At 53.3% G+C, this 14,270-nt stretch carries 12 protein-coding genes; 4 read left to right on the forward strand and 8 right to left on the reverse strand.

Annotated features, from left to right (window positions below; genetic code table 11):
• The first annotated feature begins 102 nt into the window (after window positions 1-102).
• Window positions 103-741, forward strand: coding sequence for an NAD(P)-dependent oxidoreductase (locus C9I92_RS07215; RefSeq protein ID WP_047884908.1), 639 nt, complete (start codon window positions 103-105; stop codon window positions 739-741).
• A 421-nt stretch (window positions 742-1,162) separates the two neighbouring features.
• A complete protein-coding gene (locus tag C9I92_RS07220) occupies window positions 1,163-2,545 on the forward strand; it encodes a cytochrome-c peroxidase (protein WP_053061795.1) in 1,383 nt (460 codons plus the stop codon).
• A gap of 482 nt (window positions 2,546-3,027) precedes the next feature.
• Here C9I92_RS07220 and C9I92_RS07225 read toward each other — a convergent pair whose 3' ends face one another.
• The 8 genes from C9I92_RS07225 to C9I92_RS07260 form a co-directional block, all read right to left on the reverse strand.
• A complete protein-coding gene (locus C9I92_RS07225) occupies window positions 3,028-3,450 on the reverse strand; it encodes a S8 family serine peptidase (protein ID WP_047884907.1) in 423 nt (140 codons plus the stop codon).
• A gap of 14 nt (window positions 3,451-3,464) precedes the next feature.
• Window positions 3,465-5,498, reverse strand: coding sequence for a S8 family serine peptidase (locus tag C9I92_RS07230; protein WP_047884906.1), 2,034 nt, complete (start codon window positions 5,496-5,498; stop codon window positions 3,465-3,467).
• A 440-nt stretch (window positions 5,499-5,938) separates the two neighbouring features.
• Window positions 5,939-6,556, reverse strand: coding sequence for a DUF1190 family protein (locus C9I92_RS07235; protein ID WP_047884905.1), 618 nt, complete (start codon window positions 6,554-6,556; stop codon window positions 5,939-5,941).
• A 10-nt stretch (window positions 6,557-6,566) separates the two neighbouring features.
• On the reverse strand, window positions 6,567-6,983 hold the full coding sequence (locus C9I92_RS07240) for a DUF350 domain-containing protein (protein ID WP_047884904.1): 417 nt from the start codon (window positions 6,981-6,983) through the stop codon (window positions 6,567-6,569).
• Window positions 6,984-7,028: 45 nt separating this feature from the next.
• Window positions 7,029-7,664 (reverse strand): YjfK family protein, encoded by a 636-nt coding sequence (locus C9I92_RS07245; RefSeq protein WP_047884903.1) that lies wholly within the window; start codon window positions 7,662-7,664, stop codon window positions 7,029-7,031.
• Window positions 7,665-7,679: 15 nt separating this feature from the next.
• Window positions 7,680-8,723: a potassium channel family protein gene (locus C9I92_RS07250; protein ID WP_047884902.1), complete on the reverse strand. Its 1,044-nt coding sequence runs from the start codon at window positions 8,721-8,723 to the stop codon at window positions 7,680-7,682.
• Between the two features lie 20 nt (window positions 8,724-8,743).
• Complete coding sequence (locus tag C9I92_RS07255) at window positions 8,744-9,430, reverse strand: PspA/IM30 family protein (RefSeq protein WP_047884901.1); 687 nt, start codon at window positions 9,428-9,430, stop codon at window positions 8,744-8,746.
• On the reverse strand, window positions 9,430-9,828 hold the full coding sequence (locus C9I92_RS07260; RefSeq protein WP_047884900.1) for a DUF2170 family protein: 399 nt from the start codon (window positions 9,826-9,828) through the stop codon (window positions 9,430-9,432). The genes C9I92_RS07255 and C9I92_RS07260 overlap by 1 nt, the downstream gene beginning before the upstream one ends.
• A 642-nt stretch (window positions 9,829-10,470) precedes the next feature.
• Between C9I92_RS07260 and C9I92_RS07265 the strand changes: the two genes are divergently transcribed.
• Window positions 10,471-13,356: a nitrate reductase gene (locus tag C9I92_RS07265; RefSeq protein ID WP_242551936.1), complete on the forward strand. Its 2,886-nt coding sequence runs from the start codon at window positions 10,471-10,473 to the stop codon at window positions 13,354-13,356.
• A complete protein-coding gene (gene cobA / locus C9I92_RS07270; RefSeq protein ID WP_053061794.1) occupies window positions 13,353-14,255 on the forward strand; it encodes a uroporphyrinogen-III C-methyltransferase in 903 nt (300 codons plus the stop codon). Before C9I92_RS07265 ends, cobA begins: the two co-directional genes overlap by 4 nt.
• Window positions 14,256-14,270 lie beyond the last annotated feature (15 nt).

The following is a 14,270-nucleotide window of genomic DNA, read 5'->3' on the forward strand; positions in this document are numbered from 1 at the left end:
ATTGCCTCCTATTACACTGGCCCTGTCAGTCACCAACAGGCTTAACGACTTAAGCCTTATCGGTGGGTAACAGTTAATGTCTTACTAAACAGGAGCAGGACAATGAAAGTAGCAGTACTAGGCGCAACAGGCTGGATTGGTCGTCATATCGTTGAAGAAGCTGCATCGCGCGGGCATGAGGTGATTGCACTGGTGCGTGACCTGGCCAGCGCCGATCTAAACGCGGCGGCACTGCGTCGGTTCGACTTGCTGGATGGTTCACAGGAACTGGCTGAGGCCGTAGCGGGTGCCGATGTGGTGATTTCTGCCATTGGTGGGCGTGCCGCGGGTAACCACGATATTGTTGCCCGTACTGCACAACGCCTGCTGGCCGAGTTGCCAACAGCCAGAGTAGATCGCCTGTTGTGGGTGGGTGGCGCAGGTACCCTGGAAGTTGCACCGGGGGTTGAACTGGTGACGTTGCCGGATTTTCCAGAAGAGTACAAACCGGAAGCGGTGGCGATGAGCGAAGCGCTGGCCGTATTTCGTGGGACTGAGTCGACCGTAAACTGGACGTTTGTCAGCCCGGCCGCTGAGATTTTTCCGGGTGAGAAGCTGGGCACTTACCGTATTGGCGGGGACGAATTGCTGGCAGATGAGCAGGGCGCGAGCCGGATTTCGGTCAGTGATTACGCGGCTGCGATGATTGATGAGCTCGAAGCCGGGCACTATCCGAAGCAGCGCATAGGTGTCGCGTACTGATTATGACTGATCTTGTTTGCTAGAGACGTTGTGTGTCATAGAAGCCATGTGTAGCCGAGGTCATGTGTAATCCGGGTAATGTGAAATAGACGTCATGTGAAATAGACGCTATGTGAAATTGACGTCATTGGTTGCAGGTGAAAATGTCAGGGTTGCCTCTGGACGGAGGCGACCTTTCACCGTATTCGAGTGGCACCTTGCGCACTTTGAGAGCACCTTCTTGTATCTTTAGCTATCGATATTTTTATTTTTAGCCATTTCCCATCCATCACGCTTTTGTTAACTACTTGCCATATAGGCATTTTTCTCACATGTCAGAATCAAGACATGCTTATCCCCACTAATGTTGATGATATAGGCAGAATACTAAGAATTTGCTGCTGAGAGTGATATACCCATTGGGCTAGGATGGAGTGTCTGCATGAATGCCTCTCGTTATATCTGGGCGGTCGTGTTATTAGCGACTGTCACCGCTTGCCGCGATGATTCCGGTGATGAGCTTAACCTGGCAAATAACACCGGTAGTGTCGAAGAACCTGTCAACAATGACACGTCGACGCCTGATAATAATCCAGACGGAACCGGCGACCCGACGGCACCGCCTGCGACTGAAAATCCGCCTCCGACGACACCTCCCACCACCGAAGAGCCTGTGCCAGAAGATCCGCCTCCGCCACCAGTGCCGAAACTGGATATTGATGGCCTGCCGCTGCCGGACGTGTCAGTCACTCACGATTATGTGGCTTATCTGGCCGCCCAGCCTCAGTACTACACACGTATCTCGTCACCGTTTGGGGATGTGGCTTCACAGGACAACACACCGTTTGACAACAAGGTCACCAATCCGGCAGCGAATCTGGGGCGGGTGCTGTTTTACGATGTTCGGTTGTCGAAAAATAACAGTGTGTCGTGCGCATCTTGCCACATTCAGGAACACGGTTTTACCGATCCGAAAGTATTGAGTGACGGCTTCGACGGCGGAAAAACCGGTCGCCATTCCATGAGCCTGACCAATGCGACGTATTATCAGAACCGGAAATTTTTCTGGGATGAACGTGCCCGTACGCTTGAGGATCAGGTGCTGATGCCGATTCAGGACGGGATTGAAATGGGCATGAACCTGTTTGATCTGGAAACCAAACTCGGTGAAACCAGTTTTTATGCTGATCTTTTTACTCAGGCGTTCGGCGATGAGGCCATTACCAGCGAGCGGATTTCTAAAGCAATGGCGCAGTTTATCCGCAGTATGGTGAGTTATGAGTCCAAATATGATCAAGCATTTGCTGCCGGAGAATGGAATAACCCAAATTTTGCCTCGGTATTTACCGAGCAGGAAATGTTGGGACTGAAGCTGTTCTCGGGTTTCCCTGGCTCAGAACGTGAATCCCTGGGCTGCATTTCCTGCCATCAAACCTCGGCGCACACCATGGATCAGGCACATGTTAATGGACTGGACGCGAACACCAGTGCCGATCAGGGGGCGGGGAACGGTTTCTTCAAATCGCCGTCGCTGCGCAATATCGGTGTGGGGGCACCTTATATGCACGATGGCCGTTTTGCGACTCTGGATGACGTAGTGGAGTTTTACAACAGCGGGATTCAGCGCCATCCAAGTCTGAGTCCGATTCTTACGACGAACGGGCAGGTCGGCGGCCCACCCGTTAGGATGGAGCTGACGCAGGAAGAAAAGGATGCGCTGGTCGCCTTTATGAATGCCCTGACGGATGAGAATTTCCTGACCAATCCAATGTTTGGCACCCCCTTTACCTTGATGACACAGCCGGATAGCACTGGCTCAGAGTAAAACCCAAGGAGAAAACACCGATCGAAAAAAAGGCCTGCACACATGTGCAGGCTGGCTTAGGTTAGAAACTTAAGTAGAAAATCAGACAAAGTGAACGAGTCACAGCAATACATACGTGCGGGCTGCATCGTTCGATCACTGTTTTTTCGATCACTGTGTTTTTGTGATCACTGCGTTTGAGCGATCTCTGGGGCAGAATCTCCGGTTGGTGATCGTGATGGGTTGCCTTTAGATGAGCTGGATAGGGAGGACAAAAGGTTAAAAGGACGAATGGGCAAGTGGGCGGAGCAGCAACGGCCCATATGGCCTGAGTACGCAGACGAAACATATCGTTGGAATATACAGGCGTAAGCGGCAAACAAAAAAAGAGAGGCGAATGCCTCTCTTTGGTGATGAGTTTTTTACTCATGTCATCTTAGCCGGGGATCGCTCAGGGTGCCGAATCCCGTTCTCCGGTCTTAGCCGGTGCTCACCGTCAGTCGCTAGGGTGAGTACAGCTGGCGAACCGGGTTGGGTTCAATGTACTCAATTGCCGCCTGATTTTCTGCCGTGTGGGCTTCCAGTTTGGCGAGTCCCTGAGAATCGATAGTGACCACCAGAACCTGATGATCAGCCATGACCTCGGTGATTTCTCCTCCTGCTCGGGTAACCAGCGCTTTCGCACTGGCTTCCTGTGTCGGCAGATATTTCACGTAGAAGCTGCCTGTCCCGTGGCTGTCTTCGGTATTACCCGTGACCACAGGGTGTTGAACCGGCCCCACTTTGATCTGCCCCATCGCTGGGACAGAAACCGGGGCAACTGGTTGTGGCTGCTCGTTTTGCGGCAGGCTCTCATCAGCAGAGCAACTGGCGCTGAGCATTACCATCGCAAGCGGAACGCACAGTGTCGGGATTCGGTGCATCATAGTGATTCCCCTGATTAGTTAAAATGAAGACCCCAGCTGTTCAGGGTGCCAGTGTCACGACGGGCATTATCGTAAACTTTCAACTGCCAGGTACCGTTGGCTTCTACGCCGCTGAAGTCAGCCTGGTAAGATTGCACGATATTGTTGGTTGAGCCGCCGCTGTTGCTGTGCAGTACCACATAGTCACCGTTTGGCGCGAGCAGTGTCACATTCAAGTCACCAATGTAAGTGTGTGTGATGTTCAGATCAACGGTCACGACACCGGCATCGCCCTGATGGCTGACAGCCAGCGTGCTGGTGATACCTGTCGTCTGGTTATCAGGAATGCTGACAGACTGGGTATTTTCGTAATCCATACCGGTTCCGGTCTGGCCGCCGTCCGGACCGTTACAGCCTGCATCCAGGTACTCTTTCGCTGCTACCGCATTGATCAGACCATGACCGGTACGGTCATCACGACCGGCAACGTCGATGTCTTTCGCCGTGGCGCGCAGCGCCTGACGCACCTGCTGGGCTGTACATTGAGGGTGGTAACTCCACACCAGGGCTGCAACACCAGTAACGTGTGGCGTCGCCATGGATGTCCCATTGTAGTACTCGTAGTCTTCATTGATCGTACTGGAAACTGTCAGCTGCTGGCCAGCCTGGTTCGCCAGTTCGAGACCCAGCGCGCGGTCTACCGAAACGGAGATCATGTTGTAGCTGTCGTAGCGGTCAACCAGGAATGGGTTCTGCAAGCCTGCCAGCTCATTGTTACTGTATACGACAGCGGCTGATGCGCCGGCGTTGTAACAGGCGGCAACGGCATCAACTTCCGGATAGACGCCAGAGCTCTGGTTGCCGATACGTTCGGTCAGACAGATCTTGCCCGTCATATCGCCACAGTTGAAATTGCCATTGCTGGTGTCACACACGGCCAGCGGTGCTGTCACACTGCCCGGAACCGGTTCAGGGACAAATGAGCCGCCACGGTTAACCAGGCGGTTATGTGGCACAATGCCGCGGTCGAAAAGGCTTTGACCGTTCAGAGTGATATTCGCCAGACGGCCTTCACCCAGTGTGACCGTCGACAGAATGGCTTCACCCGGTGCCGCGATTTCAACCTGGTTTGTGGCCTGAGAGAAGTCAGCGTGATGCTCCTGGTTATCCACGGCGGCAACAGACACGACAGAATCGTATGAAGCTGGGTAGCTGTGTGCGGTATTGCCATCGTTACCCGCTGCTGCAATCAGCAGGACGCCGTTGTTGTAATGGTTGGCCAGTGCATTTTCTTCGGTGCGGCTCGACTGGCTGCCCCCGAGGCTCATGTTGATCACGTTAGCGCCATTGTTCACACAGGTGTCGATGGCTTTCACCAGCCCTGATGAATACCCCCAGCCGGATTCATTGAACACTTTCACGATGTGCAGGTTCACGTTCTGGTTAGGCATTACCCCCACCACGCCTTCATTGTTAGAAATGGCGGCAATCGTGCCCGCAACGTGCGTACCGTGTGCGTTGTTGTTGCCCGGTACTGACCAGCTGCCGGTACCGCTGTCGTTGGTACCGTTCACTCTGTTGCCGCTCAGGTCGTTATGCGCCAGATCGTAACCCGAATCGATAATACAGACGGTACGGTTACCGGTCATTGAATCATCCAGTTGCGTCGCGCCGACAAACGTCTGGCCCCAAGGCAGGGTTTCACTCAGCAGGTAACGAGGTGGATCGACTTCGACGTATTCCACATCCGGATTGTTGCGTAGTTCGGCCACTGACTGAGAATCCAGTTCGGCACTGTACGCGGGATGAGAACCAATCTTTTCAATGCCTTTGGCTTTATGGCGTGTCAGTAGTGCTTCGCCTGCAACCCGAGGACCGGAAAAGAGTGAGCGGAAACTGAATAATCCCGTCTCAGGCTGATCTTTGAATTTGACAATGTATTTCACCGGCATATCCGGTTTGCCAAAATTCGCCAGTTCATCCGCCTGTGCCGCCGTACTCATACTGACAGCCATCGCCACTGCTGATAGTGAACATCCCAGCCAACCTAGGGTGTGTGTCCTTTGCATGTGATTTTATCCTTTTTTGTTGAATATATTTTTCATTTTATAAATGTGTGTTTGTTGCTCGGATAGCGAAATAGTGCTCGCTAAGCAACGGCTTACATATAGTTCAGAGGCGAACGAAAATGGAGTAAGTTTATAAAATACGTTCAAATCTTGGCGATAAGGTCAAATTATCAACTGGATAGGTAAACATTGAAAATGAGAATTAATCTCTTTTGTTGTAATTCGAAAGAAGTTTATGCTGTGAAAATTATGTTTTTGAATTGATTGTTTATGCGGTGTTGGGCGCGATAAGGAATATTATGCAGCGATGTATTCATCTGCCGGGGGATGGCACACAGGTAAGGTGTAAAAAGGTATAAAAAAACCAGCCGGTTGAACCGGCTGGCTTAAAGGTCGTTGGGGGCGGCGTAATGCCACTCCGGGGTGCTGACCGTAACGCGTTATCCGCCCCAGCTCCCTGAAGAGCGGCTACTGCTGCTCCAGCTGGATTTTGCGGCGACAGTTGAGCCAAAGCCACCACGGGAAATTGTACGGGTAACCGTGGGTTTTGGTTTCATATGGTCGCGGCTGACGATTACCTTGGACTTTTTATAACGGCTATTGCCGTAGTCATAACCGTCTGCCGTCGTCCAGCGGTTGTAGAAAGTGCTGCCCGGGTAGTAGGACGAGAACATGGGTTGTGAGTAATACCCGCGGTCCCGGTCCATCATTCGGCCAAACATGAACCCTGCCATTGCAGGCATAAACCAGTTGTTGCTCTGGGACTGCACGCAGGCATTGGCCCCAAATTCTGATTCACAGTCATACCGGCTGTTGTATTTCGGCGCGGTGCGGGCGGCTTCGTCCAGTGCATTCTGGTAGGCCGCTTTACACTCTTGGGTATAACTCGGATTGTCACTTTCACAATCTTTCAGCGTTTCGTAGATGGTTGCTTCCTGGCCGTTGTCACTGCAGCCTGACAGCGCGAAGCTGGCAAAAGCGACGGTAACCGGCACGGCACTGGCTGGACGCCAGTTTTTGCGCATACTGGCCAGTACGACATTTTTACTGCGTTTCATGTCAGCCCCCTTAGTAGGTCATGCACGCTGCATTGAGCAGACCGACTGAAACCGATGTTGCCGCCATCATGATACCGGCCGGAATTTCACCCGCTTCGATACGTTCAACGATACGTGGCATGAAGCCAAAGCGCAGAATCCAGAAAGCCAGCATTTGTGCCAGCAGTGCCACAATACCCCATAGCGCAAAGTCGATGAGACCCACGGAGTTACTGGCAGCACCAGCAATAGCCAGACAGTAGCCGATGATCGAACCTGACAGACCAATCGCCGCCGCGATGTTCTGTTCTTCTTTTACCAGTTTCCATTCGTCATGCGGGGTGAAGCGAACATAGACGAATTTAAACAGCAGCAAGAACACCAGAGACAGTGAAAAATACAGCAGAAATGAGCCAAGGCCAGCAAGAGATTGAGCAATTACTTCCATGTGGATTCCATTTGGTTAAGTTGATTAAGTGGTGTCATTGACAAATTATCCGATTAATCGGAAGTCGGTCGGAGACAGGTCGAAACCGGTGCTCAGCGCGAGGCAACGTTCAGCCTGATTGCGGTAGATTTTCTCTTCTCCGGCAACCATCAGGGATTCAAACTGCCCGTCACCGGTGTCCCGCTCGTAGACCATTACAAATTGATCGGTTTCCGAGACAGTACCGTTTTCCAGCCAGGTTTTTTCCGTCATGGCCACTGGGCGGGTATTTTCCCACACTTTGTCAAAACGATGGCCTTCCAGCTCCCAGTGCGACTGGACAATCTGGTTATCCAGCATCGACTGCCACTGGGACGGCGAATCAATCGGGCGAGATTCATAGAAGTAATACAGTTTCACTTCACTGATATCAGCCTCGCTATCACCATGCGTCAGCACCTGAATGAAGCCGTCGTCATCGGTGTAGTAGCGCAACAGCCGGGTTTGTGCATCCAGCCGGACTTCCCCAACCGCCTTGATCAGCTGAGTGCGCGAGGCACCTTCGATAATGAGTTGAGGCTCAATCAGCTTGAGCTTGAGATCATCCAGTTCGAAAGCGCCACCCAGGCGAAGTCCCATGATCTCCGGACTAGGGTCCGGTTGGGCTTCAGGGGCTTTTTTCTTTTTAAACCAGTCAAACATAACGACTCCGGTCGGTCATGAACTCGCTGTAATGCGAGACCAGTTGAAATGCTCAACCCGCTCGTCAGCGATATAAAAGATTTTTGCACCTGGAGGTACAGAAATATCCAGTGACGGATTCAGCGCCACACCCTGACCACTGTCCACGGCGATAAGAATCGCGTCGTAATCGGTTTTAAAGATGCCGAACAGGGCACCCACTGTAGTGGCCGGCTCGTTCTCGGGATAGTGAACGGAATACTGCGTCATTCCCTTGTGGGTGCTGAGCAGCTCATGATGCAGTTCACTGGATCCCGGATCGATTGCCGATTTTGCCAGCATCTCGACTGCCACAGACGGAATGCACTCCGCATTCGGACAGTGGTGTTTCAGCAGCACGCTGAGCGATTCGTCGTTGAAATAAGCCAGCAGATGCGCCTGCGGATTGCGGTTGGCACAGAATAAGGCGGCCGACAGAGTGATGTCGTCTTCCGGGTTATCGATCAGAATGCAACTGGCGGTGTCAACGCCGGCACGCGCCATGCCATCGCTGTCGGTAAAGCTTGGCACACGGACAAACTCGATTTCACCCGGCAGCGGGTTTTCAATATCGGCACGTACACACAAGACAATCGCTCGGTGGCCTTTCTCTTCGTATTGCAGCATTTTAATTAGGTGCAGGGTGCGCTGCTCGTTCCACCCCAGCAGCAGAATGTGGTTATTCACCGTTACTTTCCTTCTGCCTAACTGGCCTTGTTTCCAATATTCAATGAGGACACTGGCTACCCGACCGAGAGTCAGAGCAAACAGACCCAAGCCGCCTGGTATCACAACCAGCATGACAATCCATTTTCCGGCCGTTGTCGACGGAGACATGTCACCGTAACCGACTGTGGACGCTGTGACGACCAAATAGTACAGGTAATCGGTTACAGGCGAGACAAGCGCCTGCTCACCGGCAAGGGTGAGCAGGAGATAACTGACTACGGTGTAGCCAAGGATCATCAGCAGGAGGTTTCGACCACTCAGGGCGTGAAACTGGGACGCAGCCCAGCGACGGAACACAAGCCACAGAGACATTGTTCCTCCTTAATGGTCTGTTACTGGCCGAGGATACGTTTCAGCTCGTCTTCCGCAGAGGCCGATTTGCCTGAAGTAATCCCCGCATCAGCCAGCTTCTTGTCCAGGCTGCTGCCTGACTGGGCTTCGGCCATTTCTGCCGCGGCTTCCAACTGGGCGGCTTTCTCAGCCTGACGCTGTTTGATGCGTTCCAGTGATTCGACTGCCGTGTGCATTTTGGTGTTAGCACCGACATTGGTGGCTGAAACAGCAGACTGAGCTTTTTGCACGGCTTCGTTGGCTTTCACCACATCAACCTGTTGCTCAAGCTGACGCAATTTGTCTTTTGCCTGGCTGATGTTAGAGCGCATTTTCTGCTCAGAGGCGACAAATTGATCCAGGTAAATCTGTTCAGCTTGCTGTTCATTGCGCAGGTTTGCAACCTTCTGGGCACATTCCAGCGCCAGATCCTGCTGGCCTTTTTCCATGGCAGAACGGGCATGGCCTTCATACTCTTCAATACCTTTGCTGAAGCTGTCGACCTTTTGCTGAGACAACTTACGTTTGGCCACGATGCCGACTAATGCTTCATCAGAGCGGCGCAGCTCGTTTTTCGCTTCACGAATTTCCTGATCCAGAATTCGCAGTGCCTGACTGTCTGCGACCGCTTCGGCTGTTTCGTTGACACCGCCTTTAAGGGCCGAGAACAGTTTTTTCCAAACGCTCATTATGCGATCTCCTGCAAGTGATCCTGATAAAGTTCAATGAAAGCTTCGACGTTGCGGAACAAGGTCGCCACTTCAATCACTACACTTTCGGCTTTTGACTGTGAAGACAAAGAACCAAATGCGACGTAATAGCTGGTGTGATCAATCTCGTTAATCCCGATGGTCGAGAGTGGGAACAGCTTGTGAGTACGCAGGATCTCTTCGTTCAAAGCCGCAACGTCTTTGACCTGATGCTGGGCAAACAGCAGGACTTCAACCAGAATCTGTTCACCGGCAATGGCCAGAAACGCTTCAATGTTGTCTTCGTTGCGGATAATCAGAGTTTGCTCGTTGGCTTCAACCTGCCATCCTTCGTGTTCACTCAGGAGAGTATGAAGCTCAGATAATTGCCATGTCATATTCGATACCTATCCTTTATGGCTTTGTGTCTGTTTGGAATAAAAAACAGATTTCATATTATGAAGTGTGACGGTCTAATTACCATAGTGTGCTACGCATTTGTTGCGATTTTTGTGAGGTAATAAAGAGAACGTAACTTTACTGACTGTAATTCCGGACGTGAGTTCCGAGGCAATTGGAATCGAAGGGGTGTCCTGTGTATGTTTTTTCACCTTCACCATCACCAAAACAGGGCAAGCTTGCTCAGCTTTGGTGAGCAGGGATCCACCAATCGCACTTCTATCCCGCCTCGTTGGCCTCATGTCCCCCCGACTTGAAGCGCTTGCTGCTGGCACGTAACTGTTTTCGACAACCGATGGGTGCTGGTGGCAGCAGCGCTGGGAGGACGGTGAGAATGCCTGATGGCCTCTTAATGGCGGATGTTGGCTTGAATCATGCATTGTCAATCAGGCGAATGAAACATTAACTTTAACCATGTCTTTCGTTTAACCACTATTTCGTTTAACGATGTCATGCGTTCAGTAATGAAGTCACTTGCATAAAGTACATACAATCTCAGGTTATGATTTTCAGGCAATGCGGCCACGCCCTTTACGGGGTGTGGCTTTTTTTTGCCTGTTGGTTGCGTCAAAGGAGTGGTTATGAGCGGGAAGAACATGGAACAGGTAACGCCGCTAACGATTCAGTCTGCCTGTCCCTATTGCGGGGTCGGCTGCGGGGTTAACATCGACGTGGATAAGGGGAGATTACGCGGTGCTGCCGGGTGTACCGAGATCCGTGGGAATGATAATCACCCGGCAAATCAGGGGGCATTATGCGTAAAAGGGGCCACCCTGAAAGAGAGTCTGTCACTACCTAACCGTTTGCTGTATCCGAGGTTGCGTCAGCAGGCAAATGTCCACAACATCAGTTGGGATCAGGCCATCAGTACCATTGCCGAAAAGCTGACTTCGACCATTGCCGAACATGGCCCGGATAGCGTCGCGATGTATGTTTCCGGGCAATTGCTGACGGAAGATTACTACGTGGCCAACAAGCTGATGAAAGGCTTTGTCGGTTCAGCCAATATTGACACCAATTCCCGCCTCTGTATGTCCTCTGCGGTTGCGGCGCACCAGCGTGCGTTTGGCGAAGATCTGGTGCCGGTTCATTACGATGATATTGCGAAAGCGTCGTTGATCGTGATTGTCGGCGCGAATACGGCCTGGACCCATCCAGTGCTGTTTCGCCGGATTCAGCAGGCAAGGGAACGCAACCCGGCGCTGCGCCTGGTTGTGATTGATCCAAGACGGACCATTACCGCTAGGCAGGCTGATTTGCACCTGCCTATTGCTAATGATGGCGATGTCTTGTTGTTTAACGGCTTGTTGCGTTACCTGCATGAACAAAACCAGCTGGATACGACGTTCATTGCTCAGCATTGTGAAGGTATGGCGGCGCTGGAGCAGGAGATTAACCGCAAAGTGTATCAGCTCACGGCGGCGGCCGATGCGCTGGGAATCACCCGCGATACCCTGGAGGCTTTTTATCGGTTGTTTCGGGATAACCCCAATACGCTGACACTGTTCTGTCAGGGCGTGAACCAGTCTGCCTCGGGGACGGATAAAGCCAATGCGATCATTAACTGCCATCTGGCAACGGGGCGGATCGGCAAGCCCGGCACCGGACCGTTTTCGCTGACCGGGCAGCCCAATGCGATGGGGGGGCGAGAGGTAGGCGGGCTAGCCAACCAGCTGGCAGTGCACCGTGGTTTTGACCCGGATTCGGTGGCAGCGGTGCAGACATTCTGGCAGGCGCCGAACATGGCGGAGCGTCCCGGTCTGAAAGCGGTCGATCTGTTTGATGCCATGTATGACGGGCGTATCAAGTTTGTCTGGGTCATCGCAACCAATCCGGTGGTCTCGCTGCCGGACAGCCGAAAAGTGGTGGAGGCTCTGCAGCGCTGCGACTGTGTGGTGGTTTCTGATATTTCACCGGATGCTGACACCGCGGCGTATGCGGACATTTTGCTGCCGGCGGCGGGCTGGGGGGAGAAAGAAGGGATGGTGACAAATTCTGAGCGCATGCTGACCCGCCAGCGGGCATTTTTGCCCGCACCGGGACAGGCTCGCCCGGACTGGTGGGCAATCTGTGAAGTGGCCAAGAGGGCGGGGTTCAGAGGGTTTGATTTTCCCGGCGTTTCCGCCATTTTCCGTGAATTTGCGGCACTGAGTGGCATCAACCGTGACACTTCGTTGCAGTTTGACCTCTCCGAACTGGCGACACTGAGCGATGACGATTATGCCCGCTGGCAGCCACAACGCTGGCCGTTGGGCCGGAAGTGTCATTTGTTCAGTGATGGGCAGTTTCCGACGCAAAGCGGTCGTGCCAACTTGGTGGCAGTGCGGTCTGACGTCCCACCTGTATCTGTTGAGGGTGCTGCGCATGCTACATCGGTTTTTGGGCGCATTATCAGCAACAGCAGCGATGTCAGCACCAGCAGCAATGGTAATAACGTTGGCTCGGAGAGTTGGTGGCTCAATACCGGGCGGCAGCGGGATCAATGGCATACCATGACCCGTACCGGCCATATTGCCCGGCTGGCTGAGAATGAATCTGAGCCCACGGTGTACATGCATCCGCTGAGCGCCCGCCAGTATTATCTCGATGCCGGACAGCTGGTTCAACTGAACCTGAATGACAGCTCGGTGCTCGCTAAGCTGGCCTATGACGAGGGTTTGTCAGCGCGGCAGCTGTATATGTCAATGCACTGGGCTGGTGATTTCGGCTTTGCCAGCCGGGTTAACCAACTGGTGCCACCGGTTGTGGATGTGGTATCCGGCCAACCGGCATTTAAGTCGGCACAGATCAGCCTGTCCGTACCTGAAGTGGCTAGTTATGGCTTGTGGATTGGCGAGCAACCACCGCCATTTGAAACGGATTTCCTCAGTTTTCAGACCGGCTTCAGCGCTAACATCTGGCGCTTCGCCTGTCGCTCGCCATTGACCAAAGCGAGCCTGTATGCCGGATCGCACCACCGTAACCCTTATTCTCAGGCCAGCTCGCATCAGATACTGATACTGGACGGACTTGGGCAAAGTGTCAGTAATCTTGCTGAACCGGCGAGTGAGACAAATCCATCATGTTTAAACAGCCCGGCGAACAAGCAGACGAGTGACAGGAGCTGGGCTGCCTTGTTACTGGCAGAGCAGACACTGAACGCTCTGTGTCTGGTTAGCGCCCGACCGCTGACGGCTGAGCCGCAAGCGTATGCCGCCCTGTTCGATAAAGCGTTTTCGGTGAGTGCGTTTCTGGCGCTGGCTGCGACCGGGCAGGTGCCAGCACAGTTGGTGTGCAGCTGTTTTCGGGTTACCGACCGGCAGATTCAGCAGGCTGTCAGCCGGGAGGGTATCGCCAGTCTGAACGGGCTGCAGGCGAAACTTAAATGTGGATCCAATTGCGGCGCGTGCCTGAGTGAAGTCAAGGCACTGCTCAAACAGGCACTGGATAATCAGCCATTATCAGAATCGGAAGGAGAGAAGTCATGAGCATGGAAAGCAAGCCTCTCGGGGATACTGTCGTTACCGTGACGGTGCAGGAAGCCAGCCCGGCAATCACGGCTGACTCGTTACAAAGAGTGCCCGGCCAAGGGCGGCATTTAGATCCAATGGTCAGTTTGGTCGGTGCCGGTCCCGGCGATCCTGAGCTGCTAACCCTGAAAGCCTATCAGGCCATCCGAAAGGCGGATGTGCTGGTGTATGACCGGCTGGTCAGTGATGAGATTCTGGCAATGGCAAACCCGGCTGCAGAACGGGTGTATGTCGGCAAGCGTTGCGGACAACCAAGTTTGCAGCAGACGGCGATTAATCAGATTCTGATCGATAAAGCCCGCAGCGGACGGTATGTGGTGCGGCTGAAAGGCGGTGATCCGCTGATTTTTGGTCGTGGCGGCGAAGAAGGGCTGGCGTTGTCCGCCGCCGGGATAAGGTTTGAATTCATCCCCGGGATCACGGCCGCTATCGGCTGTGCTGCGTCCGCATCCATTCCGCTGACACATCGGGAAGTTTCCCGCTCGGTCACGCTGGTTACCGGTCATGTGGTGTCCGGCGCATTGCCTGCCTGGGCTCAGCTGATTGGTGCCGGGCAGACCATCGTGTTCTATATGGGGCTGGAGCAGGCTAAGGAGATCCAGAGCGGTCTGACGTTGGGAGGGCTGCCGGGCAGCACCCCGTTGGCCGTGGTGGTGAAAGGCAGCACACCGGACGAGCAGGTGCATGTGTCGTCATTGGGCAATCTCACCAAACTGGGGCAACAGCTGAAGGGGATATCTCCGGCGTTGCTGATTGTGGGTGACGTTGTCTCCTTGCGAGAAAGCTTAAATCAATCAGTTACGTTAGCAAAACAACACCAGCTTACCCCTAAAGAGGTGTTTTTTGCCTCAGTATGAGGAAGTGGCGAACTG

Origin of the sequence: Photobacterium ganghwense, assembly GCF_003025595.1 — a bacterium.
In the GTDB taxonomy this organism is placed as follows: Bacteria; Pseudomonadota; Gammaproteobacteria; order Enterobacterales; family Vibrionaceae; genus Photobacterium; species Photobacterium ganghwense.

Excerpts from the sequence above, each read along its gene's own strand:
- C9I92_RS07260 (WP_047884900.1), bottom strand. The coding sequence starts at position 9,828 with ATGACATGGCAATTATCTGAGCTTCATACTCTCCTGAGTGAACACGAA.
- C9I92_RS07245 (WP_047884903.1), bottom strand. The coding sequence starts at position 7,664 with ATGTTTGACTGGTTTAAAAAGAAAAAAGCCCCTGAAGCCCAACCGGAC.
- C9I92_RS07240 (WP_047884904.1), bottom strand. The coding sequence starts at position 6,983 with ATGGAAGTAATTGCTCAATCTCTTGCTGGCCTTGGCTCATTTCTGCTG.
- C9I92_RS07225 (WP_047884907.1), bottom strand. The coding sequence starts at position 3,450 with ATGATGCACCGAATCCCGACACTGTGCGTTCCGCTTGCGATGGTAATG.
- C9I92_RS07235 (WP_047884905.1), bottom strand. The coding sequence starts at position 6,556 with ATGAAACGCAGTAAAAATGTCGTACTGGCCAGTATGCGCAAAAACTGG.
- C9I92_RS07250 (WP_047884902.1), bottom strand. The coding sequence starts at position 8,723 with ATGTCTCTGTGGCTTGTGTTCCGTCGCTGGGCTGCGTCCCAGTTTCAC.
- C9I92_RS07255 (WP_047884901.1), bottom strand. The coding sequence starts at position 9,430 with ATGAGCGTTTGGAAAAAACTGTTCTCGGCCCTTAAAGGCGGTGTCAAC.
- C9I92_RS07230 (WP_047884906.1), bottom strand. The coding sequence starts at position 5,498 with ATGCAAAGGACACACACCCTAGGTTGGCTGGGATGTTCACTATCAGCA.
- cobA (WP_053061794.1), top strand. The coding sequence starts at position 13,353 with ATGAGCATGGAAAGCAAGCCTCTCGGGGATACTGTCGTTACCGTGACG.
- C9I92_RS07220 (WP_053061795.1), top strand. The coding sequence starts at position 1,163 with ATGAATGCCTCTCGTTATATCTGGGCGGTCGTGTTATTAGCGACTGTC.
- C9I92_RS07265 (WP_242551936.1), top strand. The coding sequence starts at position 10,471 with ATGAGCGGGAAGAACATGGAACAGGTAACGCCGCTAACGATTCAGTCT.
- C9I92_RS07215 (WP_047884908.1), top strand. The coding sequence starts at position 103 with ATGAAAGTAGCAGTACTAGGCGCAACAGGCTGGATTGGTCGTCATATC.